Source organism: Streptomyces sp. NPDC049687 (assembly GCF_044465285.1).
Lineage (GTDB): Bacteria > Actinomycetota > Actinomycetes > Streptomycetales > Streptomycetaceae > Streptomyces.
Window position 1 is genome coordinate 94,576 of sequence record NZ_JBITLN010000008.1, and the last position, 26,984, is coordinate 121,559.

23 protein-coding genes are annotated in these 26,984 nt (G+C 71.8%); 16 read left to right on the forward strand and 7 right to left on the reverse strand.

All coding sequences use genetic code 11. The features are described from left to right. The first annotated feature begins 88 nt into the window (after window positions 1-88). A complete protein-coding gene (locus ACIBVL_RS24335; RefSeq protein ID WP_399099683.1) occupies window positions 89-985 on the forward strand; it encodes a phosphotransferase in 897 nt (298 codons plus the stop codon). 404 nt (window positions 986-1,389) lie between these two features. Here ACIBVL_RS24335 and ACIBVL_RS24340 read toward each other — a convergent pair whose 3' ends face one another. Together ACIBVL_RS24340 and ACIBVL_RS24345 are read right to left on the reverse strand one after the other, a co-directional pair. After that, on the reverse strand, window positions 1,390-1,644 hold the full coding sequence (locus ACIBVL_RS24340) for a hypothetical protein (RefSeq protein ID WP_399099686.1): 255 nt from the start codon (window positions 1,642-1,644) through the stop codon (window positions 1,390-1,392). 179 nt (window positions 1,645-1,823) lie between these two features. Then, window positions 1,824-2,705: an SDR family oxidoreductase gene (locus ACIBVL_RS24345; protein WP_399100387.1), complete on the reverse strand. Its 882-nt coding sequence runs from the start codon at window positions 2,703-2,705 to the stop codon at window positions 1,824-1,826. 88 nt (window positions 2,706-2,793) lie between these two features. Between ACIBVL_RS24345 and ACIBVL_RS24350 the strand changes: the two genes are divergently transcribed. From ACIBVL_RS24350 to ACIBVL_RS24375, 6 genes are all read left to right on the forward strand, one after another. Continuing rightward, entirely contained in the window at window positions 2,794-3,372 is a 579-nt protein-coding gene (locus tag ACIBVL_RS24350) for a TetR/AcrR family transcriptional regulator (protein ID WP_399099688.1), read from the forward strand. A 224-nt stretch (window positions 3,373-3,596) separates the two neighbouring features. Beyond that, window positions 3,597-5,171 carry a phytoene desaturase family protein gene (locus tag ACIBVL_RS24355; protein ID WP_399099690.1) on the forward strand — a complete coding sequence of 525 codons (1,575 nt, stop codon included), beginning with the start codon at window positions 3,597-3,599 and terminating at the stop codon, window positions 5,169-5,171. A 76-nt stretch (window positions 5,172-5,247) separates the two neighbouring features. Continuing rightward, window positions 5,248-6,357, forward strand: coding sequence for an NAD(P)H-dependent flavin oxidoreductase (locus tag ACIBVL_RS24360; protein WP_399099692.1), 1,110 nt, complete (start codon window positions 5,248-5,250; stop codon window positions 6,355-6,357). Beyond that, window positions 6,354-7,913 (forward strand): acyl-CoA synthetase, encoded by a 1,560-nt coding sequence (locus tag ACIBVL_RS24365; RefSeq protein ID WP_399099694.1) that lies wholly within the window; start codon window positions 6,354-6,356, stop codon window positions 7,911-7,913. Before ACIBVL_RS24360 ends, ACIBVL_RS24365 begins: the two co-directional genes overlap by 4 nt. Window positions 7,914-7,998: 85 nt before the next feature. Then, complete coding sequence (locus ACIBVL_RS24370; protein ID WP_399099696.1) at window positions 7,999-9,495, forward strand: acyl-CoA synthetase; 1,497 nt, start codon at window positions 7,999-8,001, stop codon at window positions 9,493-9,495. Between the two features lie 198 nt (window positions 9,496-9,693). Continuing rightward, window positions 9,694-10,410, forward strand: a complete 717-nt coding sequence (locus ACIBVL_RS24375) for an alpha/beta fold hydrolase (RefSeq protein ID WP_399100389.1) — start codon at window positions 9,694-9,696, stop codon at window positions 10,408-10,410. 42 nt (window positions 10,411-10,452) lie between these two features. Here ACIBVL_RS24375 and ACIBVL_RS24380 read toward each other — a convergent pair whose 3' ends face one another. Then, window positions 10,453-12,057 carry an acyl-CoA synthetase gene (locus ACIBVL_RS24380; protein WP_399099698.1) on the reverse strand — a complete coding sequence of 535 codons (1,605 nt, stop codon included), beginning with the start codon at window positions 12,055-12,057 and terminating at the stop codon, window positions 10,453-10,455. Between the two features lie 178 nt (window positions 12,058-12,235). Between ACIBVL_RS24380 and ACIBVL_RS24385 the strand changes: the two genes are divergently transcribed. The 7 genes from ACIBVL_RS24385 to ACIBVL_RS24415 all read left to right on the forward strand — a co-directional run bounded on the left by ACIBVL_RS24385 (window position 12,236) and on the right by ACIBVL_RS24415 (window position 18,650). After that, complete coding sequence (locus ACIBVL_RS24385) at window positions 12,236-13,036, forward strand: crotonase/enoyl-CoA hydratase family protein (RefSeq protein WP_399099700.1); 801 nt, start codon at window positions 12,236-12,238, stop codon at window positions 13,034-13,036. 29 nt (window positions 13,037-13,065) lie between these two features. Continuing rightward, complete coding sequence (locus ACIBVL_RS24390; RefSeq protein ID WP_399099702.1) at window positions 13,066-14,007, forward strand: Zn-ribbon domain-containing OB-fold protein; 942 nt, start codon at window positions 13,066-13,068, stop codon at window positions 14,005-14,007. Continuing rightward, entirely contained in the window at window positions 14,004-15,053 is a 1,050-nt protein-coding gene (locus tag ACIBVL_RS24395; RefSeq protein ID WP_399099704.1) for a thiolase domain-containing protein, read from the forward strand. The genes ACIBVL_RS24390 and ACIBVL_RS24395 overlap by 4 nt, the downstream gene beginning before the upstream one ends. Beyond that, window positions 15,050-16,216 (forward strand): thiolase domain-containing protein, encoded by a 1,167-nt coding sequence (locus ACIBVL_RS24400; RefSeq protein ID WP_399099706.1) that lies wholly within the window; start codon window positions 15,050-15,052, stop codon window positions 16,214-16,216. The genes ACIBVL_RS24395 and ACIBVL_RS24400 overlap by 4 nt, the downstream gene beginning before the upstream one ends. 83 nt (window positions 16,217-16,299) lie before the next feature. Beyond that, window positions 16,300-16,545 carry a DUF397 domain-containing protein gene (locus ACIBVL_RS24405; RefSeq protein ID WP_399099708.1) on the forward strand — a complete coding sequence of 82 codons (246 nt, stop codon included), beginning with the start codon at window positions 16,300-16,302 and terminating at the stop codon, window positions 16,543-16,545. Between the two features lie 111 nt (window positions 16,546-16,656). After that, window positions 16,657-17,556: a universal stress protein gene (locus ACIBVL_RS24410; RefSeq protein ID WP_399099710.1), complete on the forward strand. Its 900-nt coding sequence runs from the start codon at window positions 16,657-16,659 to the stop codon at window positions 17,554-17,556. Between the two features lie 596 nt (window positions 17,557-18,152). After that, window positions 18,153-18,650, forward strand: coding sequence for a hypothetical protein (locus tag ACIBVL_RS24415; protein WP_360339400.1), 498 nt, complete (start codon window positions 18,153-18,155; stop codon window positions 18,648-18,650). Window positions 18,651-18,654: 4 nt separating this feature from the next. Here the strand turns inward: ACIBVL_RS24415 and ACIBVL_RS24420 are convergent, their stop codons facing one another. Both ACIBVL_RS24420 and ACIBVL_RS24425 read right to left on the reverse strand, forming a co-directional pair. Then, window positions 18,655-20,607, reverse strand: a complete 1,953-nt coding sequence (locus tag ACIBVL_RS24420; RefSeq protein ID WP_399099712.1) for an N-acetylmuramoyl-L-alanine amidase — start codon at window positions 20,605-20,607, stop codon at window positions 18,655-18,657. 178 nt (window positions 20,608-20,785) lie between these two features. After that, on the reverse strand, window positions 20,786-21,925 hold the full coding sequence (locus tag ACIBVL_RS24425) for an aminoglycoside phosphotransferase family protein (protein ID WP_399099714.1): 1,140 nt from the start codon (window positions 21,923-21,925) through the stop codon (window positions 20,786-20,788). Between the two features lie 230 nt (window positions 21,926-22,155). Between ACIBVL_RS24425 and ACIBVL_RS24430 the strand changes: the two genes are divergently transcribed. Continuing rightward, on the forward strand, window positions 22,156-23,658 hold the full coding sequence (locus ACIBVL_RS24430; protein ID WP_399099716.1) for a hypothetical protein: 1,503 nt from the start codon (window positions 22,156-22,158) through the stop codon (window positions 23,656-23,658). A gap of 39 nt (window positions 23,659-23,697) precedes the next feature. Here ACIBVL_RS24430 and ACIBVL_RS24435 read toward each other — a convergent pair whose 3' ends face one another. After that, complete coding sequence (locus ACIBVL_RS24435; protein WP_399099718.1) at window positions 23,698-25,098, reverse strand: PP2C family protein-serine/threonine phosphatase; 1,401 nt, start codon at window positions 25,096-25,098, stop codon at window positions 23,698-23,700. A gap of 350 nt (window positions 25,099-25,448) precedes the next feature. On the opposite strand from ACIBVL_RS24435, the gene ACIBVL_RS24440 reads away from it, so the two are divergent. Then, a complete protein-coding gene (locus ACIBVL_RS24440) occupies window positions 25,449-25,862 on the forward strand; it encodes an SsgA family sporulation/cell division regulator (protein WP_399099720.1) in 414 nt (137 codons plus the stop codon). Window positions 25,863-25,952: 90 nt separating this feature from the next. Here the strand turns inward: ACIBVL_RS24440 and ACIBVL_RS24445 are convergent, their stop codons facing one another. After that, the gene (locus ACIBVL_RS24445; protein ID WP_399099722.1) at window positions 25,953-26,975 is read right to left on the reverse strand and encodes a Gfo/Idh/MocA family protein; all 1,023 of its coding nucleotides are present in this window, start codon (window positions 26,973-26,975) and stop codon (window positions 25,953-25,955) included. Window positions 26,976-26,984: the final 9 nt, after the last annotated feature.

Genomic DNA, 26,984 nt, shown 5'->3' on the forward strand with positions numbered 1-26,984 from the left:
AACCGAATTGGTGACGCCAGAGGGAACTCAACGCGTGTTCCCGGGAGCGAGAACCGCTCCGCCTGCCGCCTCAGTACTGTGACTTCGCATGACCGACACCGAGATCGAGATCACCGCGGACCTGGTCCGCGACGTGCTGCAGGAGCAGCATCCAGACCTTGCGGGGCTGGCCATCCGAGAGGTGGCGGGTGGCTGGGGCAACCAAATGTGGCGCCTCGGGGACGAGTTGGCCGTGCGCATGCAGCGCATGGACCCCACCCCGGAGCTCCAGCTGAAGGAGCGGCGGTGGCTCCCGGTGCTGGCCCCGCGCCTGCCGCTCCCGGTGCCGCTCCCGGTGCGGTTCGGCGAACCGTCCGAGCGCTTCCCCAAGCACTGGACCGTGATGACGTGGGTTCCCGGCGAGCCGCTGGACCACGGCTCGATCAGCCGCGGCGCCCACGCGGCCGACACGCTGGCGGGTTTCCTCCGGGCGCTCCATGTGGAGGCGCCCGCCGAGGCGCCGATCTCTACGGACTTCGGTGCCCATCCCAGGAACTGCACGGAGGCCTTCGAGCACTTCTTCCAGTCCGTTGTCCCCGACGACATTGCTGCCGATGTCCGGGACGTCTGGGAAGACGCCGTTGCGGCCCACGCGTGGGAGGGCCCGCCGGTGTGGGTGCACGGCGACCTCCATCCCGCGAACGTCGTTGTCTCGGACGGAACGCTCTCGGGCATCGTCGACTTCGGTGCCATGTTCGCCGGCGATCCGGCGTGGGACCTTGCCGCCGCATGGCTGCTGCTGCCCGCGGGCACGGCCTCACGGTTCTTCGACGTGTACGCGCATGCAGACGAGGCGGCGATCCGGCGCGCCCGCGGGCTGGCAGCCATGAAGAGCCTGTCCCTGATGCTCATGGGGCAGAACGGAGATCGGGGCCTTCCCGGCGGCAAGCCGCACTGGGGACCGACAGGCCGGGCGGCACTTGATCGTGTTCTGAAGGGCGTTTGACGCAGGCTTCTTCAAACCTGTTCTCGATCTTGGTAGAGGGCCACGCGGCAGCACACCTTCGTGGGTTCATCGATCACCACGCATGGTGGGGAGGCCAAGGTCCACGGCCGTGTGCTCCCCGTGGCCCCGATCGAGCCGGCTGAGCCTCTCCCCGGCGCCAGCCGGGCTGACCTGGAGACCTTCGACATCGCCGAGCCGCCTTCGCGCTCGGCTTCGGCGATATGGGCGATGAGGTTGTCGTGGATCGCGACGAGCCGTCTCCGCCGGGCCGGATCCGGTCCGAGGAGAGGTGATCAAGTTGTCGCGGATCTCAACGAGTCGCGGCCTCTGGGCTGCAGAGACGATGAGGACCGGACAACGGACACATGCTTCTCCGAACCAACGTCCGTGCTCTTCCTCGTAGCTCAGTTTGCGTCGCTGATGACCGTCCGAGCAGCACTCGTGGTCACGATTTCGGTGGCGATGCGTAGAGGTGTTTCTGCCCAACCGAGCAACGCCCGGGTGATCGCGATCGACTGGATGATGCTCATGCCGTGTTCGGCCAGCAGATTTTGAACGGCCTCCATCCCCTCATTCGCGAGCACAGGCCGACACCGCTCGACAAGCGCGGTCCATCGCGCGGCTTCCTCGGGCCGCAACCCGGTGACGTGGTCGAACATGGGTGGGTGGATCCTCCCTGATGTTGCATGGCCCGCGAACTGACCTGCGGAAACAGGCCGCGACCGGTGCAGTTGACGAGCAGCCCACCTGAACTGGGCACTCATCACCATGATGACCCGCGTCCGACCCGTCAGAACCCGCGCACGAGCCACTGGACGCGGAAGACGACGGGCGTGCGTCAGGGCTGAATGCTTTCCAGGTCATCGAGCAGACTGGAGTGCGTCGGCCGCCATCCGAGGGCATTGCGGGTGTGGGCGCTGGACGCCGGCTGGTCCATGGCGAAGATCGGGCCGAACGGGCCGAAGTCTTCCTGCGGAACCTCCTTGACCGGCAGCCCCAGTCGTCGGCCGATGACTGTCGCGATGTCCCGCACCGCGTCTCCCTCGTCGCCGACAGCGTGCCAGGACGTCCCCGCCGGTGCCGACTCAAGGACCAGACGGAACAAGACCGCTGCGTCGAGCGCGTGCACGGCCGGCCAGCGTTGGGTGCCGTCACCCGGGTAGCCGGACACCCCGGTACGGCGCGCTGCATCGACCAACAGGCCCGCGAATCCGCCCTGGCCCTCGTTGTGAACCGTGCGCGGCATGCGGACAGCCGTGCTGCGCAGACCACGCGAGGCGAGATCCAGCAGGGCTGTGACCGAACGGCCCCGACCGCCCACCGGTCCGGCGGTCGGCAGCGGATCGGCCTCGGTGGAGGCGCGTCCTGGCACCCAGGGCGTACCCGAGACGGTGACGATCGGGCGGTCGCTGCCGATGAGTTCCTGCCCCAGCGCGGCGCGGGCGGCGCTCTCCTCGGCGATGGCCCGGGCGAGCGCATCCGGACTGCTGTGGTCGCGTTCGAAGGCCAGGCTGATCACGCCGTCGCACTGCGCAGCGCCGGACCGCAGGATGTCGAGGTCCGCCAGCCCTCCTCGCAGCACCTTGGCACCAGCGCTCTCAAGAGCCTGTGCCGAACCGTCCGAGCGGGCCAGTGCGAGAACGGTGTGGCCGTTGCCGAGCAGTTCGGCGACGACGGCGGAGCCGATGGTGCCGGTACCGCCGGTGACGAAGACATGCATGAGCTCTCCCTGAAAGTGATGGGACCATTGTCCCGTCACTGACCATACACGGTGACGGGACAGGTGTCCCATCACCTATCCTGGTCTCATGGCTAGATGGCAACCGGGTGCGGCCCAGCGACTCGTCGTCGCGGCCGTCGACCTGTTCACCGAACAGGGATACGACGCCACCACGGTGACGCAGATTGCCGAGCGCGCCGGCGTGACCAAGAGCACCTTCTTCCGGCACTTCTCCGACAAACGCGAGCTATTGGTCGCCGGGCAGGAGACGCTCAGCAGGCTGCTCGCCGACGGCATCACCGAGGCGCCTGCGGGCGCCAGCCCGCTTCAGGCGGTGGCGGCCGGCCTCGAGCGGGCATCGAGCGCCATGGGGCCGACGAACCGCGAACTCGGCCCCCGCATCGAAGCAGCCGTGGCAGCCAGCACCGAACTTCAGGAGCGCGACGCCCTCAAGAGCGTCGGTCTCGCGGCCGCCATGACAGCCGCGCTCATCGCCCGCGGTGTCCCCGAGCCGACTGCGCATCTCGCGGGCGAGCTGGGAGTCCTCGCGTTCAAGCGGGGCTACGCCCGGTGGTCCGAGAGCGATCGTGATGACGCGGAAGGGCTAGCGCCACATGTCCTGGCAGCCCTGGAGGACCTCCGCACGGCGACGGCGTCGCTGGGCTGATCGATGCCGCTTGGCCGGGCAGGCCCGGGCCCAGTCGGCGCCGCTCACCCGGGCCCGGGTCCGCCGAGGGTCCGGGAACATCCGCGCTCACAAAGAACTTCCCTCGCCGCGGGAACGGGCAGGCCCGACCACACCCCGCGGTGGCACGAGGAGAGCCGAGGCGCAGCGGAAGTTTCCGGCTGATCGCGACATCCACCCCGCCGTGGATCGTGTTACGAAGGACCATGCCTGCTCACGAGGGACACCACAGCTACGACGCCGTCATCGTCGGCGGCGGCCACAACGGGCTCGTCGCCGCCGCCTACCTGGCCCGGGCCGGGCGCTCCGTGCTGGTGCTGGAACGGCTCGACCACACCGGCGGCGCCGCCGTCTCCACCCGCCCCTTCGCCGGCGTCGACGCCCGGCTGTCGAGCTACTCCTACCTGGTCAGTCTGCTCCCGCAGAAGATCGTGCGGGACCTCGGCCTGGACTTCCGGGTCCAGGGACGCACGATCTCGTCGTACACCCCCGTCGAGCGCGGCGGCCGGCCGACGGGACTCCTCGTGGGCGGGGGAGAGGAACGCACCCGCGAGGCGTTCGCGCGGCTGACCGGCGGGGAGCGCGAGTACGCGGCCTGGCAGCGCCTCTACGGCATGACCGGCCGGGTCGCCCGGCGGATCTTCCCCACCCTCACCGAACCCCTGCCCTCCCGGGACGCACTACGCCGCCGCGTCGACGACGAGGAGGCCTGGCGGATCCTCTTCGAGGAGCCGATCGGGGTCGCCGTGGAGGAGAACTTCACGGACGACCTCGTCCGGGGCGTCGTCCTCACCGACGCCCTCATCGGCACCTTCGCCGACGCCCACGACGCCTCCCTCAAGCAGAACCGCTGCTTCCTCTACCACGTCATCGGCGGCGGCACCGGCGCCTGGGACGTGCCCGTCGGCGGCATGGGCGCCCTGACCGACGCCCTCGCCGCCGCCGCGAAGGACGCGGGCGCGGTCATCGCCACCGGCCACGAGGCGGTACGGATCGCCACGGACGGCCGTACCGCCGAGGTCACCTACCGCACCCCCGACGGCGAGGGCGTCGCCACCGCCCGGCACGTCCTGGTGAACGCCTCCCCGCAGGCGCTGGCCACGCTCACCGGCGCCGAGCCGCCCGCCCCTGCCGAGGGAGCCCAGCTCAAGGTGAACATGCTGCTCGAACGGCTGCCGAGGCTGCGCGACAGCTCCGTCGACCCGCGTGAGGCCTTCGCGGGCACCTTCCACATCGCCGAGGGATACGAGCAGCTCGCCACCGCCCATGCCCAGGCCGCCGCCGGTGCGCTGCCCGCCGCCCCGCCGTCCGAGATCTACTGCCACTCCCTGACCGACCCGACGATCCTCGCCCCGGACCTCGTCGAGCGGGGCTACCAGACGCTGACCCTGTTCGGCCTGCACACGCCCGCCCGGCTGTTCGAGCGGGACAACGACTCCGCCCGCGAGGAGCTGCTCAAGGCCACCCTCGCCCAGCTCGACGCCCATCTCGCCGAACCCCTCGCCGACTGCCTGGCCACCGACGCCGAAGGCCGCCCCTGCATCGAGGCGAAGACCCCGCTCGACCTGGAACGCGACCTCGGTCTGCCCGGCGGCAACATCTTCCACCGCGACCTGTCCTGGCCGTACGCCCAGGACGGCACCGGCCGCTGGGGCGTGGAGACCCCGCACGCCAACGTGCTGCTCTGCGGGGCGGGCGCGGTGCGCGGGGGAGGGGTGAGCGGGGTGCCGGGACACAACGCGGCCATGGCCGTGCTGGAGTCCCCGGCCACGCGAACCTGACCGGACGCCCCAGTAAATCTGACGGAGTATCAGAAAGAGGCTTCCGTCGTCGCACCGGCTGCGGCATCCTGCGCCCATGCAGACGGAGCTGAGCAAACAACTGGGAGTCGAGCACGCCGTCTTCGGCTTCACGCCGTTCCCCGCCGTCGCCGCGGCCATCAGCCGCGCGGGCGGCTTCGGTGTGCTCGGCGCGGTCCGCTACACCGCCCCCGACGACCTCAAGCGCGACCTCGACTGGATCGAGGCGCACATCGAGGGGCGGCCGTACGGGCTCGACGTCGTGATGCCCGCGAAGAAGGTGGAGGGCGTCACCGAGGCCGATGTCGAGGCGATGATCCCCGAGAGCCACCGGCAGTTCGTACGGGACACCCTCGCCAAGTACGGCGTGCCCGAACTGGCCGAGGGCGAGGCCTCCGGCTGGCGGATCACCGGGTGGATGGAGCAGGTCGCCCGCAGTCAGCTCGACGTCGCCTTCGACTACCCGATCCGGCTGCTCGCCAACGCCCTCGGCTCCCCGCCCGCCGACGTCGTGGCCCGCGCCCACGAGCGGGGCGTGCTCGTCGCCGCGCTCGCCGGGAGCGCCCGGCACGCGCGCAAGCACAAGGAGGCGGGCATCGACATCGTGGTGGCGCAGGGCTACGAGGCCGGCGGCCACACGGGTGAGATCGCGTCGATGGTGCTCACCCCGGAGGCCGTGGACGCCGTGGCTCCCCTGCCCGTCCTCGCCGCCGGGGGCATCGGCAGCGGACGGCAGATCGCCGCAGCCCTCGCGCTCGGCGCGCAGGGCGTGTGGCTCGGATCGCTCTGGCTGACGACCGCCGAGGCCGACCTCCATTCGCCCGCGCTCACCCGCAAACTCCTCGCGGCCGGCTCCGGCGACACCGTCCGCTCCCGCGCCCTCACCGGGAAACCCGCACGTCAGCTCCGTACCGAATGGACCGACGCCTGGGACGACCCGCACGGACCCGGCACCCTCCCCATGCCCCTGCAGGGACTGCTGGTCGCGGAGGCGGTCTCCCGCATCCAGAAGTACGAGGTCGACCCGCTGCTCGGCACGCCCGTCGGGCAGATCGTCGGCCGGATGAACGAGGTCCGCAGCGTCCAGGCGGTCTTCGACGACCTCACCCGCGGCTTCGAGCAGGCCGTGGACCGCGTCAACCGCATCGCCGGAAGGAGCGGCCAGTGACGAGCACGAGCACACCCCCCACAGGCTTCTGGGCCCAGGCCACCGCCGACCCCGACCGCACGGTCCTGATCGCGCCGGACGGCGAGGAGTGGACCGCCGGACGGCTGCACTCCGCCGCCAACCGGCTCGTGCACGGGCTGCGCGCGGCCGGCATGGAACGCGGCGACGCCTTCGCGGTCGTGCTGCCCAACTCGGCGGAGTTCTTCACCGCCTACCTGGCCGCCACCCAGGCCGGCTTCTACCTCGTCCCGGTCAACCACCACCTCGTCGGCCCCGAGATCGCCTGGATCGTCTCCGACTCCGGCGCCAAGGTCCTCGTCACGCACGAGCGCTTCGCCGACGAGGCCCGCCGGGCCGCCGACGAGGCCGGCCTGCCCGCGAGCCACCGGTACGGCGTCGGCGGGGCCGAGGGCTTCCGCCCGTACGCCGAACTCCTCGACGGCCGGCCGGAGTCGGCGCCCGCCGACCGCACCCTCGGCTGGGTCATGAACTACACCTCCGGTACGACGGGCCGCCCGCGCGGCATCCGCCGCCCGCTGCCCGGCAAGCTCCCCGAGGAGGCCTACCTGGGCGGTTTCCTCGGCTTCTTCGGCATCCGGCCGTTCGACGACAACGTGCACCTGGTCTGCTCCCCGCTCTACCACACGGCGGTCCTGCAGTTCGCGGGCTCCTCCCTGCACATCGGCCACCGCCTGGTCCTGATGGACAAGTGGACGCCCGAGGAGATGCTCCGCCTCATCGACACCTACCGCTGCACGCACACCCATATGGTCCCCACCCAGTTCCACCGGCTCCTCGCCCTCCCCGAGGCCACCCGGCGGGCGTACGACGTGTCGTCCATGCGGCACGCCATCCACGGCGCCGCGCCCTGTCCGGACCACGTCAAGCGGGCGATGATCGACTGGTGGGGCGACTGCGTGGAGGAGTACTACGCGGCCAGCGAGGGCGGCGGCGCCTTCGCCACCGCGCAGGACTGGCTGAAGAAGCCCGGCACGGTCGGAAAGGCCTGGCCCATCAGCGAGCTGGCGATCTTCGACGACGAGGGCGAACGGCTGCCGCCCGGTGAACTCGGCACCGTCTACATGAAGATGAGCACCGGCGGTTTCTCCTACCACAAGGACGAGGCCAAGACGAGGAAGAACCGCATCGGCGACTTCTTCACCGTCGGCGACCTCGGCGTCCTCGACGAGGAGGGCTACCTCTTCCTCCGCGACCGTAAGATCGACCTGATCATCTCCGGCGGCGTCAACATCTACCCGGCGGAGATCGAGTCCGCCCTCCTCGCCCATCCGGCCGTCGCCGACGCCGCCGCCTTCGGCATCCCGCACGACGACTGGGGCGAGGAGGTCAAGGCGGTCGTCGAACCGGCCCCCGGTCACGACCCGGGCCCGGACCTCGCGGCCACCCTCCTCGCCCACTGTGCCGACCGCCTCGCCGGCTACAAGCGCCCCAAGTCCGTCGACTTCATCACCGAGATGCCCCGCGACCCCAACGGCAAGCTGTACAAGCGACGGCTGCGCGAGCCGTACTGGGAGGGCCGCACCCGACCGGTGTGACCTGCCTCCCCACGCACACCGTCCGGCACCGGCGCGGGGGCGCCCGACTTGACCTGCCCGGGCGTCCCCCCGAGGATCATGTGGCATGACGCCCGGACACGGCAGTACGGTCGACGGGGTGCTGCGGCGCAGCTCCCGCCGCACCCCGGCACGCGTGGCGGTCGAGTACCGCGACCGTACCTGGACCTACGAGGAACTCGACGACGCCGTCTCGCGCGCCGCGAGCGTCCTGCTCGGCGAGGGACTGGCGCCAGGCGACCGGGTCGGTGCCTACGGCCACAACTCCGACGCCTACCTCATCGCCTTCCTCGCCTGCGCCCGCGCGGGTCTCGTCCACGTCCCGGTCAACCAGAGCCTCACCGGTGACGACCTCGCGTACATCGTCGGGCAGTCGGGGAGCACCCTCGTCCTGACCGATCCGGACCTCCGAAGACAACTCCCCGACGGCGTACGGTCCTTGCCCCTGCGTGACGCCGACGACTCGCTCCTCGCCCGGCTGGCCGACGCCGAACCGTACGACGGTCCCGAGCCGCGCACCGAGGACCTGGTGCAGCTGCTCTACACCTCGGGGACGACCGCCCTGCCCAAGGGCGCGATGATGACCCACCGGGCGCTGGTGCACGAGTACCTCAGCGCGATCGCCGCCCTCGACCTGAGCGCCGGCGACCGGCCCGCGCACTCCCTCCCGTTGTACCACTCGGCGCAGATGCACGTGTTCCTGCTGCCGTACCTCGCCGTCGGCGCCACGAACCTCATCCTCGACGCGCCCGACGGTGACCGGCTCTTCGACCTGATCGAGGCGGGCCGGGTGGACAGCCTCTTCGCCCCGCCCACCGTCTGGATCGGCCTCGCGGGCCGCCCCGACTTCACCGCCCGTGACCTGAGCGGGCTGCGCAAGGCGTACTACGGGGCGTCGATCATGCCGGTGCCCGTACTGGAGCGGCTGCGGGAGCGGCTGCCGAAGCTCGGGTTCTACAACTGCTTCGGGCAGAGCGAGATCGGGCCGCTCGCCACCGTCCTCGCCCCGGACGAACACAAGGGCCGAATGGACTCCTGCGGGCGTACGGTCCTGTTCGTCGACGCCAGGGTCGTGGACGAGGAGGGGGAGGACGTCCCCGACGGCACACCCGGTGAGATCGTCTACCGCTCCCCGCAGTTGTGCGAGGGCTACTGGGAGAAGCCCGAGGAGACCGCGGCGGCCTTCCGGGACGGCTGGTTCCGCTCCGGGGACCTGGCGGTGCGGGACGCGCACGGCTTCTTCACGATCGTCGACCGGGTGAAGGACGTCATCAACTCCGGTGGCGTACTCGTCGCCTCCCGCCAGGTCGAGGACGCCCTCTACACCCACGAGGCCGTCGCCGAGGCCGCCGTGATCGGGCTGCCCGACGACAAGTGGATCGAGGCGGTCACGGCCGTGGTCGTCCCGCGCGGCGCCGTGACGGAGGACGAACTCGTCGCTCACGCCCGGGAGAAGCTCGCCCCTTTCAAGGCCCCGAAGCGCGTGCTGTTCGTGGACGAGCTGCCGCGCAACGCCAGCGGGAAGATCCTCAAGCGCGAGCTGCGGGACCGGTTCGGTTCCTGACGCCCCTCAGGACTCCTTCGGGCGTTCGTCCACGATCCGCCTGGAGCGGATGGACATGCTCGCGCACTCGGCGGGCGGCAGCCTCGCCCTGCTCTCGCCGCCCGCCACCCGCGCCGGGTGGCCCGGCTGGCACTGGTCACGACCACCCCGTGGGCCCTGGGCAGACCGCCCACGGCCGAGGACCGGCTGGCGGCGTGGATGGCGTGCCAGACATGCGCACGATCAAGGTCAACGGCATCTCCCTCGCCCACCGCGCCCGGGCCCCGAGGGAGCGCCGCCCGTACTCCTGCTGCACAGCCGGGGCGCCGACGGCGGCGACTGGACGACGGTCGCCGAAGGCTGGCCACCGGGCCGGGAGCGCGCCGTGTGTGCGCGCCCGACCTGCGCGGGCATGGGCACAGCGAGTGGCTCGGGGACGCGCCGGGGCCTACACGTACGAGGCGATGTGACGACGCGCGGGAGCTGATCGCCGCTCTCGGGGTCGCACCCGTCGATGTCGTCGGGCATTCCACGGGCGGGATCGTGGCCCACCTGCCGGCGCAGGCGCGTCCGGACGTCGTAGGGCGGCTCGTGGTGGAGGACGTACCCGCGCCGCTCCCCTGCGACCCGCCCCGGCCCCCCACCGCACGGCCGGACGGGGACCTGTCGTCGGACTGGGCGCTGGTGGCGAGCACCGACGCGCAGGTCAAAGCGCCGGATCCGGCCCGGTGGGAGCGACTGGACCGGATCACTGCGGCCATCCTGGCGGTGCGCGGTGCGCGGAGCCACCTTCCGCAGGGCCGGGTCGCGGCCCTCGCCGAACGGACCCCCGGGGCCGGCTGGTGGCCCCGGACGCGGGCACCTCGTGCACGAGTCCCGTCCCGAGGAGTTCGTCGCCGCCGTGGAGCCGTTCCTGGCGGGGGATGGGCGGCGTGACTGGCGGGGGACTCGCGGGACGACCGGCCGGGTGAGCCGTCGTCAGTGGCTCTCCGCCACCGCCACCTCCCGCGCCCACCGGTAGTCCGCCTTGCCGCTCGGTGAGCGCCGTATGGATTCGGCGATCACCAGCTGGCGCGGGATCTTGTAGCCGGCGAGCCGGGTCCGGCAGTGGGTCTGGATGTCCTCCAGGGAGGGGTGCGGCGCCCCCGGGCGCACCTGCACCACCGCCGCCACATGATTGCCCCAGGTGGCGTCCGGCACCCCGGCCACCAGGGCGTCGTACACGTCCGGATGCGACTTCAGCGCCTGCTCGACCTCCTCCGGGTACACCTTCTCGCCCCCGGTGTTGATGCACTGCGAGCCACGGCCGAGGACGATGACGACGCCGTCCTCGTCGACGGTGGCCATGTCGCCGAGCAGCACCCAGCGCTCGCCGTCCTTCTCGAAGAACGTCGCGGCGGTTTTCACCGGGTCGTTGTAGTAGCCGAGGGGGACGTGGCCGTGCTGGGCGACGCGGCCCACCTCGCCCGGGGCGATCGGTTCGTACGTCGCCGGATCCACCACCCGGGTACGGGAGTTGACGCGGATGCGAAAGCCGCGCTCGGGGCCCGAGTCCTCCGTCGCCGTGCCGTTGAAGCCGGACTCGGAGGAGCCGAAGTTGTTCAGCAGCATCGCGTTCGGCAGCAGCTCCCGGAACTGCCGGCGGACCGTGTCCGACATGATCGCCCCGGACGAGGACACATTGAACACCGACGAGCAGTCCGTGCCCCTCATCGGTCCCTCCAGCGCGTCGATCAGCGGCCGCAGCATCGCGTCGCCCACCAGGGAGATGCTGGTGACCCTCTCCTTCTCGATGGTCCGCAGCACCTCTTCGGGCACGAACTTGCGGTGGATCACCACCCGCTGGCCGAAGTTGAACCCGATGAAGGCGGTGAGCGTCGAGGTGCCGTGCATCAGCGGGGGAGTGGGGAAGAAGGTGATCCCCGTCCCGCCGGCAGCCACCCGTTCCGCGATCTCCTCCGGCTTCTTCACCGGTTCCCCGGTCGGCGCGCCACCGCCCAACCCCGAGAAGAACAGGTCTTCCTGACGCCACATCACCCCCTTGGGCATACCGGTGGTGCCGCCGGTGTAGATGATGAACTGGTCGTCGCCCGAGCGGGTGGGGAACCCGCGCTCCGGGGAGCCGCCGGACTCGGCCTCCTGGAAGCCGACGACGCCCTCGACCGCCGCACCGACGGCGATCAGATGCCGCAGCGCCGGGGCCTGCGGCAGTGCCGCGGCCACCCGGTCGGCGAACTCCGCGTCGAAGACCAGTCCGACCAGATCCGCGTCCCGGTAGAGGTAGACCAACTCATCCTCTACGTAGCGGTAGTTGACGTTCACCGGCACGAGCCGCGCCTTCAGGCAGCCCAGTACCGTCTGCAGGTACTCGACGCCGTTGTAGAGGTGCAGGCCGACGTGCTCTCCCGGACGGATCCCGCTGTCCAGCAGGTGATGGCCGATACGGTTGGCCGCCGCGTCCAGCTCCGCGTACGTCAGCCGGCGCTCCGCGCCCGTGCCCGGATGGTCGACGTACACGAGCGCCTCGCGGTCCGCCGCCACGTCGACGACCGACTCGAACAGGTCGGCAAGGTTGTACTCCACCGCTCCTCCTGACCCTCGGCGGCCTGACTCCTCCAACGGTTCGCCGGTCATCAGAGCAAAGGGCGCGGCAAGTGGGAAGGGTTCGAGCGCAAGAAATCTGACTACCTGTCAGAAAACTCTTGAAGTGGCATCACACCTCCTGCAACCTGTTCTCGTTCTTTCCGAGGGGAGATGCGCCATGGGCGGTACCGAACACCTCACCGTGCAGCGCGAGGGCGCCACACTCGTGCTCACGCTCAACAGGCCTCAGGCCAAGAACGCGCTCTCGCTCGCCATGCTCGTCGGCCTGTACGACGGCTGGCTGGAGGCCGACGAGGACGACTCGGTCCGTTCGGTCGTCTTCACCGGCGCGGGCGGCACCTTCTGCGCCGGCATGGACCTCAAGGCCCTCGCCGGGAAGGGCATGGAGGGCGAGCAGTACCGGGACCGGCTCAAGGCCGACCCCGACCTGCACTGGAAGGCGATGCTCCGCCACCACCGGCCGCGCAAGCCCGTGATCGCCGCCGTCGAGGGGTACTGCGTGGCCGGCGGCACCGAGATGCTCCAGGGCACCGACATCCGCGTCGCCGGCGAGTCCGCCACCTTCGGCCTCTTCGAGGTCCAGCGGGGACTGTTCCCGATCGGCGGCTCCACGGTCCGCCTGCAGCGCCAGATCCCGCGCACCCACGCCCTGGAGATGCTGCTCACCGCACGTCCCTACAGTGCCGCAGAGGCCGCGGACATCGGCCTGATCGGCCACGTCGTGCCGGACGGCACGGCCCTGGAGAAGGCCCTGGAGATCGCCGAACGCATCAACTCCTGCGGCCCGTTGGCGGTCGAGGCGGTCAAGGCGTCGGTGTACGAGACCGCCGAGATGACCGAGTCCGACGGCCTCGCGGCCGAACTCGCCCGCGGCTGGCCGGTCTTCGACACCGCCGACGCCAAGGAAGGCGCCCGCGCCTTCGCGGAGAAGCGCCCGCCCGTCTACAAGCGGGCCTGACCCCCATAGGCCCTGCAAAGGAGACCGGTATGCCAGAAGTCCTCAAGGCCCCCCTCGTCGTCGAGTTCCCCTTCACCCGGTCCCTCGGCCCCGTCCAGAGCGCCTTCCTGACCGGCCTGCGCGAGCGCGTCGTCCTCGCGGTGAAGACCGGCGACGGCCGCACCCTCGTCCCGCCCGTCGAGTACGACCCCGTCACCGCCGAGGAACTGCGCGACCTCGTGGAAGTCGCTCCCACCGGCACGGTCACCACCTGGGCCTGGAACCACGAGCCCCGCCGGGGCCAGCCCCTCACCGGCCCCTTCGCCTGGGTCCTGGTCCGTCTCGACGGCGCCGACACCGCCCTCCTGCACGCCCTCGACGCACCCGGCCCCGACGCCGTCCACACCGGCATGCGCGTGCGGATCCGCTGGGCCGAGGAGCGCACCGGCGCGATCACGGACATCGCCTGCTTCGAGCCGTACGATGGCGAGGCGGGCCGGCCGGGCGGCAGCGACCTCGCATTCGAGGAGCGGGTCACCGGGATCGTCGCCCACGCCCGCCTCGACTACACCTACTCACCCGGCCGCGCCCAGTCCGCCTACATCACCGCGCTCTCGGACCGGCGGACCGTCGGCGAACGCTGCCCGTCCTGCCGCAAGGTGTACGTCCCACCCCGCGGCGCCTGCCCCACTTGCGGCGTGGCCACGTCCGAGCAGGTCGAGGTCGGACCGCGCGGCACGGTCACCACGTTCTGCATCGTCAACATCAAGGCGAAGAACCTCGACATCGAAGTCCCCTACGTCTACGCCCACATCGCCCTCGACGGAGCCGACCTCGCGCTGCACGGGCGCATCGGCGGCATCCCGTACGACCAGGTGCGGATGGGCCTGCGGGTCGAACCGGTGTGGACCGAGGGCGGCCGCTACCCCGACCACTACCGGCCGACAGGCGAGCCCGACGCGGCCTACGAGACCTACAAGGAGCTGATGTGACCCGGGAGATCGCGGTCGTCGCCTTCGCGCAGACCGACACCGTGCGCACCACCGAGGAGATGTCCGAGGTGGAGATGCTCATGCCGGTCCTGCACGACGTGCTGGAGCGGACCGGCCTGAAGACCGCCGACATCGGCTTCACCTGCTCCGGCTCCAGCGACTACCTCGCCGGCCGCGCCTTCTCCTTCACCCACGCCCTCGACGGCGTCGGCGCCTGGCCGCCGATCTCCGAGTCCCATGTCGAGATGGACGGCGCGTGGGCGCTGTACGAGGCGTGGACGAAGCTGCTGACGGGGGACGCCGACACCGCGCTGGTGTACTCGTACGGCAAGTCCTCGCCCGGGTCGGTGCGGGACGTACTCACCCGGCAGCTCGACCCCTACTACGTCGCCCCGCTGTGGCCCGACTCCGTCGCCCTCGCCGCCCTGCAGGCACAGGCCCTGATCGACGCGGGCGACACCGACGAGCCCGCGCTCGCCGGGATCGCCGCCCGCAGCCGGGCCGACGGGGCCGGCAACCCGCACGCACAGCTGCGGGGTCCGGTGCCGCAAGGGGACTACCTCGTACGCCCCCTGCGCACCGGCGACTGTCCGCCGACCGGCGACGGCGCCGCCGCCGTGATCCTCGCGGCGGGGGAGCGGGCCCGCGCCCTGTGCGCACGTCCCGCCTGGATCCGGGGCATCGACCACCGCATCGAGGCCCACGCGCTCGGCGTCCGCGACCTGACCGACTCGCCCTCCGCCCGGCTGGCCGCCGAGAAGGCCGGCGCCTTCGAACGGCCGGTGGACACAGCGGAGTTGCACGCGCCGTTCACCGCGCAGGAGGTCGTCCTGCGCAAGGCGCTGAAGCTCGGCGACGAGGTCCGCGTCAACCCGTCCGGGGGCGCTCTCGCCGCCAACCCGATGATGGCCGCCGGTCTCGTCCGCATCGGGGAGGCCGCCGCCCGTATCCACCGGGGGGAGTCCGACCGGGCCCTCGCCCACGCCACGTCCGGCCCGTGTCTGCAACAGAACCTGGTCGCCGTACTCGAAGGGGATCCGCGATGAGCAAGGAACCCGTGGCCGTCGTCGGGATCGGCCAGACCAAGCACGTCGCGGCACGCCGGGACGTGTCGATCGCGGGGCTCGTCCGCGAGGCGGCGCGACGCGCCCTCGACGACGCCGAGTTGACGTGGGCCGACATCGACGCCGTCGTCATCGGCAAGGCGCCCGACTTCTTCGAGGGCGTGATGATGCCCGAGCTCTACCTCGCCGACGCGCTCGGCGCGGTGGGCAAGCCGATGCTGCGGGTCCACACGGCGGGTTCCGTGGGCGGGTCCACCGCGCTGGTCGCCGCCAACCTCGTGGCGGCCCGCGTCCACGGCACCGTGCTGACGCTGGCCTTCGAGAAGCAGTCCGAGTCCAACGCCATGTGGGGACTGTCCCTGCCGGTCCCCTTCCAGCAGCCCCTGCTGGCCGGGGCGGGCGGCTTCTTCGCCCCGCACGTGCGCGCGTACATGCGGCGCAGCGGCGCGCCCGACACCGTCGGCTCGCTGGTGGCGTACAAAGACCGGCGCAACGCGCTGAAGAACCCGTACGCCCATCTGCACGAGCACGACATCACCTTGGAGAAGGTCCAGGCCTCCCCGATGCTGTGGGACCCGATCCGCTACTCCGAGACCTGCCCCTCCTCCGACGGCGCCTGCGCGATGGTCCTCACCGACCGGGCGGGAGCGGCCCGTTCGCCCCGCCCGCCGGCCTGGATGCTCGGCGGCGCGATGCGCAGCGAACCGACCCTCTTCGCCGGCAAGGACGCCGTCTCCCCGCAGGCCGGCAAGGACTGCGCGGCCGACGTCTACCGCCAGGCCGGCATCGGCGACCCGCGCCGGGACATCGACGCCGTCGAGATGTACGTACCGTTCTCCTGGTACGAGCCCATGTGGCTGGAGAACCTCGGCTTCGCCGCCGAGGGCGAGGGCTGGAAGCTCACCGAGTCCGGGGTCACCGAACTCGACGGCGACCTGCCCGTCAACATGTCGGGCGGTGTGCTGTCCACCAATCCGATCGGCGCCTCCGGCATGATCCGCTTCGCCGAGGCCGCGCTCCAGGTGCGCGGACAAGCCGGGGAACACCAGGTGGAACGGGCCAGGAAGGTTCTCGGGCACGCCTACGGGGGCGGCTCGCAGTTCTTCTCCATGTGGCTCGTGGGAGCGCGGCCACCGGAGTCCTGAAAGGTACTCCTCACGTGCTCTGTCGGCGCCAGGGACCGATCGCTAGGCTGGCCCGCGGACGACGAACCGGGAGGAGCACGGACGTGGCCGAGCGCACCATCCAGAGGCAGCAGCCGCTCGCAGGCTGGGACAAGCCGGAGCTGGACCTCAGCAACGCCGAGTGGCAGTCCAGCAGCCGGGGTCTGGGGGATGTCCAGATCGCCTTCGTCGAGGGATTCATCGCGATGCGCAACAGCGAGCGCCCCGAGAGTCCCTCCCTGATCTTCACTCCCGCGGAGTGGGGCGCGTTCGTGTCGGGGGCGCGGGAAGGGGAGTTCGACCTGACCTGAGACCGTCGGGGCTCTTTTCTTCGGACACGCGACCTCGTGCGTGCTGCCGGGGCCATGCCTGGGCGAGGCTGGCCCCAGCAGGACGAAGGTCGTACTCCGGAGGTGAGGACCATGAGCACCCTGCCGGTCGTCGCGGCGGTCGACGGTTCCGACGACAGCTTGCGCGCCCTGGACTGGGCCCTCGACGCCGCCCGCCGACGCGGGACCGGCCTGCGCGTGGCGCACGTACGCCACCACTCCGTCTGGACGCGGCCCGGTGCCCCCGTCGTCGTACCGGCGCCCCCGGAGGCCGATCCGGTGCTCGCCGATGTCCGCGCCCGGCTGGCCGAGGTCGAGACCCCGCCGGAGACGGAGTACGTCGGACTGGACGGCGCCCCCGGCGCCCTGTTGCCCGAACTGGGCGCCGAGGCCCAGCTGTTGGTGCTCGGCTCACGGGGCCGCGGCGGGTTCGCACGTCTGCTGCTCGGCTCCAACGGCCTGACCGCGGCCCGGGACGCCGAGTGCCCGGTCGTGGTGGTGCCCCGGCCCGGCCGCGAGGTCGACGAGGTGCTGCCGGCCGAACCAGGACCCAGGGTGGTGGTGGGCCTCAAGGTGGACGGCCCCGACGACGCGACCCTCGACCTCGCCTTCACCGAGGCCGCCCTGCGCGACGCCCGCCTCCAGGTGATCGCCGCCTACCCCTGGCCGATCCAGACCTGGGGCGCGCCCGAGGAAGTGGCCCTGCCGGTCGACCAGGAGGCCATCGAGCACGAGACCCGCGCCCTCGCCGACGGCTTCCTCGCCCCGCACCGCGCACGCCACGCCGACGTCGCCGCCGTGGCCCTCGCCGCCCCGGGCGACGCGGCCGGGCTCCTCGTCGCCGCGTCGAAGGACGCCGACCTGGTCGTCGTGGGCCGGCACCGCCGCCGGCTGCTGGCCCCGGCCCGCATGCTGGGCTCCGTGACCCACGCAGTCCTGCTGCACGCGGCGAGCCCGGTCGCGGTGGTGCCGCCGGCACCGGCCGAGGAATGACCGGCGGCGCTCATGGGCGGCCGGCCTTCTCCCATGGGCGCGAAGCGGGACTCGCTCCACCGGGACACACCCGGCTCGCCCTCGATCTCGCCCCGGCCTCCGGCACGACGGCGAGGCGGGATCACCGACGACCTGGCCGGCCTCGCCGGCCTCACCGCCTGGGTGCGCGCCCGCGCCGAGCTCCTCCCGGAGGCCGACGTGTACGTGCCGACGCCGCCGCCCTGGCCGCCGTACGCCCCGGAGAGCCGAGCCCCGCCGACGCCGTCCGTCTGCTGCCCGTGGCCGAAGCCCTCCAGCTCAACACGGCGGACGCCCGGACCCCACCGTCCCCGTCCCGCACCGGACCCTCGACCGAAGACGCCGGGCCCGCCCTGGACCGGCGCCCCGCCCGGGCAGACGCCGAGATCACGACGGTCCTCGCGGGCCGCCATCGCCTACCTCGCCGGCCCCGACCGCCACGCCCCCCCACTGCGTCCGCTGCTTCTTCAAGGGCCACCCCGCAGGAGTGGTGCACACGGAAGGTTGCTTGCTTCGACGCCCCGATGAAGGTGGCGCCCGCTAGCCGCCTCGCACCTGCGGGCACGTACCATTGCCGCATGTCGTTCCTCCGCCGCCGCAGCGCCACTCCCGCCGGGCCCGACTTCGACGTACTGGCCATGGACCCGGGCGACTGGCCCGGCAACCTGGGCGCCGGCCTGCTGCCCGCCCCCGACGGCAGCTGCCAGGGCGTCTTCCTGCGCTACGACCTGTTCGGCGGCCGCGGCCCCGCGATGATCATCGGGAACCTTCCCGAGGGCTCCCCGGCCCGCGAGGTCGCCGAGGGGGAGATCCCCTTCGAGGTGGCCCAACTGCTGCTCGCGCTGGAGAACGACGAGGAGGTGACCGTCGTCGGCACCGAGGACATGCCGGTGATGCAGGGCGACAACCTGCTCATCGTGCGCCGGCTGAAGCTCTCCGAGAGCCGGATCTCCTGCGTCCAGTTCGACCGCAGCGACAACGTCCTGGTGACCATCGCCGCCTGGGACCGCCCCATCACCGACGACCTGTACGCCCTGCTGAAGCCGCTTCCGGCGGAGCTGTTCCAGCAGGGCTGAGGCCTCACACCGCCGGTACGACCGTCACGTCCGCGGCCCGGACGAACGCCACCCGGTGGCCGTACTGGATCTCGTAGTACTGGTCCCGGCCGACGACGTTCCGGTGCGCGCCGGTGTCGAAGCCGACCGCGTAGAAGTACTCCCCCGGCATCTTGTCGCCGGCCACGTACTTCTGGCCCTTCGGCAGGGTGTACGGGAGCGGGGAGACCGGCTGGACAGGGATCCCCGCCGGGTACGCCGACGCCTCCGGATAGGCGCGCCCGTAGACGGGGATGCTCTCCCTGCCCGCCCTCGGAGTGATCAGCACGCCCGTCGTCGGCACCGCCGTGGGCCTGTCCTTCGGGTTCCTGAACCAGGCCTTCTGCCCCAGGTACCAGATCGCCGTCCAGTCGCCCCACGCGTCCGCGACCGCGTACTGCTGGCCGGTGGAGACCCGTGAGGAGAGGTCGTTCACGCCGGTGCCCGGGGTCGTGCCCAGGCCGGCGTCCTTGATCAGGGCCGACTTCTCGTCGTGGTCGGAGTACAGGCGCACGGCGCTGGAGCCGTGGACCGCGCAGGCCTTGCCCTTGCCGCCGCAGTCCTTGTACACCGGCTGGTTGGCCGCGTAGTCCGGCCGGATCGTCACGACGCCGCCGCTCGCGGACCCCGTCGCCGTGAGGGGCCGGCCCAGCAGTTCGAAGTAGTGCCGCCAGTCCCAGTACGGCCCGGGGTCGGTGTGCATGCCCGGGACGGTCGCCGCGGTCGGTCCGGGCACGGTGTCGTGACCCAGGATGTGCTGCCGGTCCAGCGGGACGCCGTACCGCGTCGCCAGGAACGTCACCAGGCGGGCCGACGCCTTGTACATCGCCTCCGTGTACCAGGAGTCCGGCTGGGCGAGGAAGCCCTCGTGCTCCAGGCCGATCGACTTGGCGTTGACGTACCAGTTGCCCGCGTGCCAGGCCACGTCCTTCACCCGCACGTGCTGGGCGATGTGGCCGTCGGTGGAGCGCAGCGAGTAGTGCCAGGAGACATAGGTGGGGTCCTGGACGAGGTTGATGGCCCCCTCCCAGCCGCCCTCGGTGTCATGGACGACGATGTACCGGACGGTCGACGACACGGGCCGGTCTGCCTCGTCGTGGTTGCCGTAGTCACCTTGGCCGAACTGCTCGTACGGTGCCGGGATCCGCTCGCAGGACACCGTCGAGGGGCACTCGGTGCCCTCGGCGGACGCCTGCCGCAGGCCGGCCCGGTCCAGTTGGGCGATGCGGGGTGCCAGCTTCGGCTGCCCGGCCAGCGCGACCAGTTCCCCGGTGTCCGTGACCCGCCGCTCGCCGGTACGCAGCACGTCGAACACGTCGTTCGCGTACGCGCCGGCGGTCGCACTGTCGTCCGCGCCCGAGAACCGGGCCACCGCGCCGTACCAGTCCGCCGGATCCTCGCTCGGCGGCTCGCCCAGGTCCTTCTGGGCGGCGGCGAGCAGGGCCGCGCCGCCCAGCACATTGGCCGCGGGGTCCGTGCGCAGTTTCCCGGCGCTCAGTCCGGTCAGTTTCGCCGCTCTGGGGAGCGTCCTCAGACGGGCCGGGATCTCGTCGGGGGACGGCGGCCGCGCCACCGGGTGCCGGGCCGGGCGGGAGGTGTCGCCGCGGGGGTCCTCCGTGCCCTCGCTGTGGTGCGGGGCCTTGGCCAGGGCGGCCTGGGCATCCGTGAGGTGCATCGGACCGTAGCCGCCCGTCACGCTCGGCGCCCAGCCGTGCGCGTCCCAGCGGGACTGGAGGTAGGAGACGCCGAGCAGCACGCTCTGCGGCACGTGGTACTTGGCGGCCGCGGCGGCGAAGGCCTGCTGAAGGCCGCTCGACTCGGCCTCCGCGGCGGAGGGCGCGGCGCCGAGCAGCGGCAGCAGCAGAGCCGCCGAGGCGACGGCGCCGGCGGCTCTGCGGGTATGGCTGTGCGGTCCGGGGTGCGTGACAGGTCCTCGCAATGCGGCCTCCTCGGTGTGCCGATAACCCGTCAATAATGCCCACATAAGCGGCATTTGCCGTGGTAGGGCGGGTTCCGGCGAGTCCCTGGAAGTGCGAAGGTCCGTGACGTACGAGGTCCGTGACGTACGAAGGTCCGCGGTGCGCCGCCGTTCGGGCGCACCGCGGACCTTCGTCCCCTCAGCGAGTGCCGACCGCCGCGCGCACGGCCCGACGGGCCAGCTGGCAGTCGTCGTGCAGCCGCCGCAGCAGCAGCCGCTGCTCCTCGCCGGACGGCGCGGTACCCGGCTGGGCCGCCGCCGGGGCCGTCGGGGCGGAGTCGTGCATCGAACGCTGCACGGCCGTCTCGTAGGTCCGGATCTCCCGGGTCAGGACCAGCATCAGGTTCACCAGGAACGCGTCCCGGGACGCCGGTCCCGCCGACTGGGCGATCTGGCTGATCTGGCGGCGTGCCACCGGCGCGTCGCCCAGGACCGACCACAGGGTCGCCAGGTCGTAGCCCGGCAGGTACCAGCCCGCGTGCTCCCAGTCCACCAGCACTGGACCGGCCGGTGACAGAAGGATGTTCGACAGGAGGGCGTCGCCGTGGCAGAACTGGCCCATGCCCTGTCGGCCCGCGGTGGCCGCGATGCCGTGCAGCAGCTTCTGGAGGTCGCCCATGTCCCGGTCGGTGAGCAGACCCAGCTCGTGGTAGCGGGCGATCCGGGCGGCGTAGTCCAGCGGCGCGTCGAAGGTGCCCGCCGGCGGCCGCCAGGCGTTCAGCCGGCAGACCGCGCCGAGCGCCGCCCTGATGTCCGCGCGTGGCGGGGCCTCGGCCGGATGCCGCTGCAGGGCCGCCACCCGGCCCGGCATCCGCTCGATCACCAGCGTGCAGTTGTCCGGGTCCGCCGCGATCAGTCTCGGCACCCGCACCGGAGGGCGCTGCCGGACGAACGTGCGGTACGCCGCTATTTCGTGCCGGATCCGTTCGGACCACACGGGTGAGTGGTCCAGTAAGCACTTCGCGACGGCCGTGCTGCGCCCCGTCGTACCGACCAGGAGGACGGAGCGTCCGCTGCGGCGCAGCACCTGCACCGGGGCGAACTCGGGGCAGATCCGGTGCACCGAGGCGATCACCGTGCGCAGCTGGGCGCCCTGGGGGCCGGACAAGTCGAGTCTCCCGCTGAGCGGTTGGGTGCCGAGCCCCGCGGGACGGCGGACACCGCCCGCGCCGAGCACGGGGGCCGCCGTTCGCGCGGGGGCGAGGTAGGGGCCGCCACCGCCCGGGCGGAGGTGCGGCGACCGGGGCGGGGCGGACACGGAGGACGATGCTGCGTACATGGGCGAAACAGATCCCTTCGTGTGCCTGACGTCAAAACGCTGCCCCGACCGGACCACCCGGGTGCACCCTGGGGAATGTCCTCGGCGACCGGGTCGGGGTGGCGCGTTCCTACCTGACACCCATGTCCCAGTGGCACACCATCTGGCGGACCCTGGCGAACCCTGGCGAATAGTCGCCCGGCAACTTTCACCGGGCTACTGTCAACTCAGCCGAGAACCTGGGGGCTTACGTGAGCGGACGACCCAACACCCGCCTGGCGGACCTGTTCGGCCTGGCCGGCTGGTCCAAGGGTGAACTCGCGAGGCTGGTCAACCGGCAGGCGGCGGCCATGGGCCACCCCCAGCTGTCGACCGACACCTCGCGGGTGCGGCGGTGGATCGACATGGGAGAGATCCCGCGCGATCCGGTGCCGCGGGTGCTGGCGGCTCTGTTCACCGAGCGTCTCGGCCGTGTCGTGACCATCGAGGACCTCGGTCTGGTCCGGCACGGGCGTACAGGGAAACGGCCGGGCGGCGGGAGCGTGGAGCATCCCGACGGTGTGCCGTGGGCGCCCGAACGGACTGCCGCGGTCCTCACCGAATTCACGGGAATGGACCTCATGCTCAACCGACGCGGCTTGGTGGGCGCGGGTGTCGCGCTCACGGCGGGATCCGCACTCAGCAGCGCCATGTACGACTGGCTGCACACCGATCCTACTCTCTCCGCCGACGCTCCCGTCATCGACAACCCCCTCCTTCACCATGCCGACCCCGCTGGGTTCGACCGCTACGAGGCCGCCCCCATCGGGACGGAGGAGATCGAGGAACTGGAGCGCTCGGTCGAGGTGTTCCGTGCCTGGGACGCGGCCCGCGGGGGCGGGCTGCAACGCAAGGCCGTCGTGGGACAGCTCAACGAGGTGGGCGGCATGCTCGCCTACCACCACCCTGCCCATCTCCAGCGGCGCCTGTGGGGCGTCGCCGCCAACCTCGCCGTCCTCGCCGGCTGGATGTCGCACGACGTCGGCCTCGAGCCCACCGCCCAGAAGTACTTCATCATCGCGGCCCATGCCGCCAGAGAGGGCGGTGACCGCCCGCGGGCCGGTGAGGCGCTGTCCCGGGCGGCCCGTCAGATGGTCCACCTCGGCCGGCCCGACGAGGCCCTGGACCTGATGAAACTCGCCCAGGCAGGAGCCGGTGACAACGTTCTGCCCCGTACCCGGGCGATGTTCCACACCATCGAGGCCTGGGCACAGGCGTCGATGGGCAAGGGCCAGGCCATGCGCCGCACCCTCGGTCAGGCGGAGGACCTCTTCGTCTCCGACAAGGCCGACGAGAAGCCCCCGCCGTGGATGCAGACCTTCAAGGACGAGGATCTGTACGGCATGCAGGCCCTGGCCTACCGCACCCTGGCCGAGTTCGAGCCGCAGGCGGCCGTGCACGCCCAGTACTACGCCGAGAAGGCCCTGGCGCTGCGGGTCGACGGACGGGAGCGCTCGAAGATCTTCGACCATCTGTCCATGGCCTCCGCCTGCTTCATCGCGGACGACCCCGAACAGGCGGACCGGTACGCCCGGCTGGCCCTGGTGTCGATGGGCTCGAACTCCTCCCGCCGCACCTGGGACCGGCTGCGCGAGATGTACCGGCTCACCGCGGAGTACGCGAGTTACCCGAGCATCAGCGAGCTGCGCGAGCAGATCAGGCTGGCGCTGCCGAAGCCGAAGGGGGGACGGGGCGGCAACGCCGCGCAGGCGTGACTGAGTTGGCGGTCGAAGTCAGCTAACCAACCTGGTTGATCACGGGGTGACCCGGGCGACCAGCACACAGGCGTCGTCGTCACGCTCGGTCCCGCCGAACTCCTCCACGAGTGTCCGTACGCAGCCCTGTGCGGTGCGCGCCTCGTGGAAGCGGGGGGCGAGGTCGAGGAGTCGGTGCGCGCTGTCGCCGGGCACCAGCCCGTTCGTGTGCAGCAGGAGCAGGTCGCCTTCTGCGAGGGTCTCCTCGGCCTGTCCGTAGCCGGCGCCGGAGGTGGCGCCCAGGAGCACACCGCCGGGCGTGTCGAGCCGGCGCCCCGTCCCGTCGCGGAACAGCAGCGGGGCGGGGTGTCCGGCCTGTGCCCAGGTGAGGGTGCGGGTGTCGGGCCGGTAGTGACAGCACAGGGCGCTGGCCAGGGCCGGCTGGACGGTGGCCTCGAGTAACTGGTTGAGCCAGGACATGAGTTGAGCCGGCCGGGTGCCGGCCATCCCCATGCCACGCAGGGCACCCAGGATCATCGCCGTGTTCGAGCTGACGGCCGCTCCGTGTCCGGTGAGGTCGCCGACGCTCAGGAGGGTCTGGCCGTCGGGGAGCTCGAGCGCGTCGTACCAGTCTCCGCCGATGAGCGAGCTCGTCGCGGCGGGCAGGTAGTGGGCGGCGAGTTCGAGGGAGCGGGCACCCTGGCGCGGGAGCCGCAGGGCGCCGCGCCAGGGCGGCAGCACGGCTTCCTGCAGCTCGACCGCGAGCCGGCGCTCGGTCTGCGCGCGGTACCGGTGGCGCTGCAGCGAGTCACGGGTCTCGCGGACCTCGCTCTGGCTCCTGCGCAGTTGGCTGACGTCCCGCAGCACGGCCCACATCGAGGCGGTGCCGCCGTCGGCGTCGAGCACGGGCTCGCCCATCATGTGGACCGTCCGCACCTCGCCGTCCGGCCTGCGGACGCGGAATCCGCCGTCGATGGGCCGCGCGTCCACCAGGCAGTCCGTGACCATCGCCGTGAGCTTCGGCCGGTCCTCGTCGAGGACGAGGGACGGCAGTTCGTCGAGGGTGAGCGGGGGAGTGGCCGGGTCGCGGCCGAGGATGGCGTAGAGCTCCTCGGACCAGACGGCCTCGTCCGTGAGCAGGTTCCACTCGGCGCTGCCGACCCGGCTGAGCAGCGAGCCCCGCCGGGCGGTGGCCGGTGCGGCGCCCGGCACGGCGGGGGCCGCGGGTGGGCCGTCCCGCAGCTGGGCCAAGTGGGTGTCCAGGTCGTTGAGTTGGTGGAGCGCCAGGTCGTACAGCGCGCGCTGCCAGCGCTCCTGCGGATCCGCCGTGTCGGCCTGCGCGTCCCTGCGTACGGCGTCCACATCGCCCTTGAGCCGTCGTGTCTGCGTGATCAGCGCGTCGACCGAGCCGCGCCCCGGCGGCTGGGCGGCGGGGTGGTCCGCAGAGCGAGGGGACGACATGACGCACTCCGATGCGGGGGACGGTACGACGAGGGGGGATGGAAGGGCCGTTACGACTGTGGCACAGCCCGCGACACCGTGTAAGGGATTTGGCAACACACGATTCGGTGGTGTCTCCGGCATATGCCAGCGTCCCCATGGAGGCGTCGCGAGGGGGCTGGTCGTATGCCGGAGAGAAGGGCAAGTCGTAGGTGACGTACGTGACTTGGGGGACCGGAGGGACCTGCGGGATGACCGTCAGTCGTATGTTCGACGGCAATCCGTTCTGCTCAGCGGGGTCGTGATGCAGATCACATCAATTCACGCCCGCTTTTGCGTAATGCGATCGGCACATCCGAAGTCCTACAAGCATGGACCTCACCCTCGAACAGCCCGTCCACGCCCGCCTGATCACCGCCGAGGACCAGGAGCTGCCCGTCCCCGCGACGCTCCGCTACGCCGCCGCGGACCCCTTCGCCGTGCACGTCGACTTCCCGGCGGAGGTCTCCCTCGCCGGCGAGGGAGCCACCTGGACCTTCGGCCGCGCCCTCCTTGAGGAGGGGCTCGGCGGTCCGGCGGGAACCGGTGACGTGCACATCTGGCCGTGCGGCCGCGCGCGTACGGTGGTGGAGCTGCACTCGCCGTTCGGGATGGCACTGCTCCAGTTCGACACCCTCGCCCTGCGCCGCTTCCTGCTGCGTACCTATGCCGTGGTCGCGGCGGGAGGGGAGGACGTCGCGGCCGCGGTCGACGAGGGGCTCCAGGCCCTGCTCGGCAATGTCTGAGGCCCTCCGGCGCCGGGCCGCGGCCCCGGCGATGTCCGAGGCATTCAGGGGCCGGCGTCCGGGCCCGACGACGTCCGGGCCGTCCTCGCGTCAGTCGCGTCCGGCGTACAGGTCCGGGCGCGGGGCCAGTTCGATGAGGACACGCTCGCCGCTCTCCAGGGCCCGGACGCCGGCCTCGGCGACGGCGGAGGCCGCGTAGCCGTCCCAGGCGGTCGGGCCGGTGACCCGCCCGCGCCGGGTGGCGTCGACCCAGGTCTGCACCTCGCGGTCGTAGGCCGTCACGAAACGCACCAGATAGTCCTGCGGCACCTCCGCCGCGGCGCTGCCCCGCGCGGTCACCAGCAACCCGCGGTCGTCGCCGACGCGCGCGCTGCCCGCCTCGCACACGGCCTCGCAGCGCACCTGGTAGCCGAAGCCGCAGTTGACGAAGACCTCCACGTCGACCAGGGCTCCCCCCTCGGTCTCGAACAGCACGAACTGCGGGTCCAGCAGCCCCTCAGGGGCACCGGACGAGGGGCGCGGGCGCATCACGGTGACCGCGGTGAGCTCCTGTCCGAGCAGCCAGCGCGCCGCGTCGATCTCGTGCGACACGGAACTGTCGATCAGCATCGCACTGGTGAAGTCCGGGGGCGAGGAGACGTTGCGGTGCACACAGTGCAGCATCAACGGCCGCCCCAGGCCCCCGTCGTCCAGCAGCGCCTTGAGTCGGCGGTACTCGGCGTCGAAGCGCCGCATGAAGCCGACCTGCGTGAACCGCCGGCCGAGGCGGGCCTCCGCTTCGGCCACGCGCAGCGCCCCCGCGGAGTCGGGCACCATCGGCTTCTCGCACAGTACCGGCAGCCCCCGGGCGAGGGCCCCGAGCAGGGCCTCCTCGTGCGCGGGACCAGGTGAGGCGATCAGTACGGCGTCGACGCCGGGGGCGTCCAGCGCGGCCTCCGTCTCGGTGTGGATGGATACCCCGTCGAGGCCGGCGACGGCCTCCCTCGCCCGCGCCGCCTCCGGATCGGCCACGGCGGCGACCCTGGCTCCGCTCACCACGCGGTCGAGACGCCGTATGTGGTCGGCCCCCATGTGCCCGGCCCCCAGCACCGCCACACCCAGCAGGTCACCCACGTGCGCACT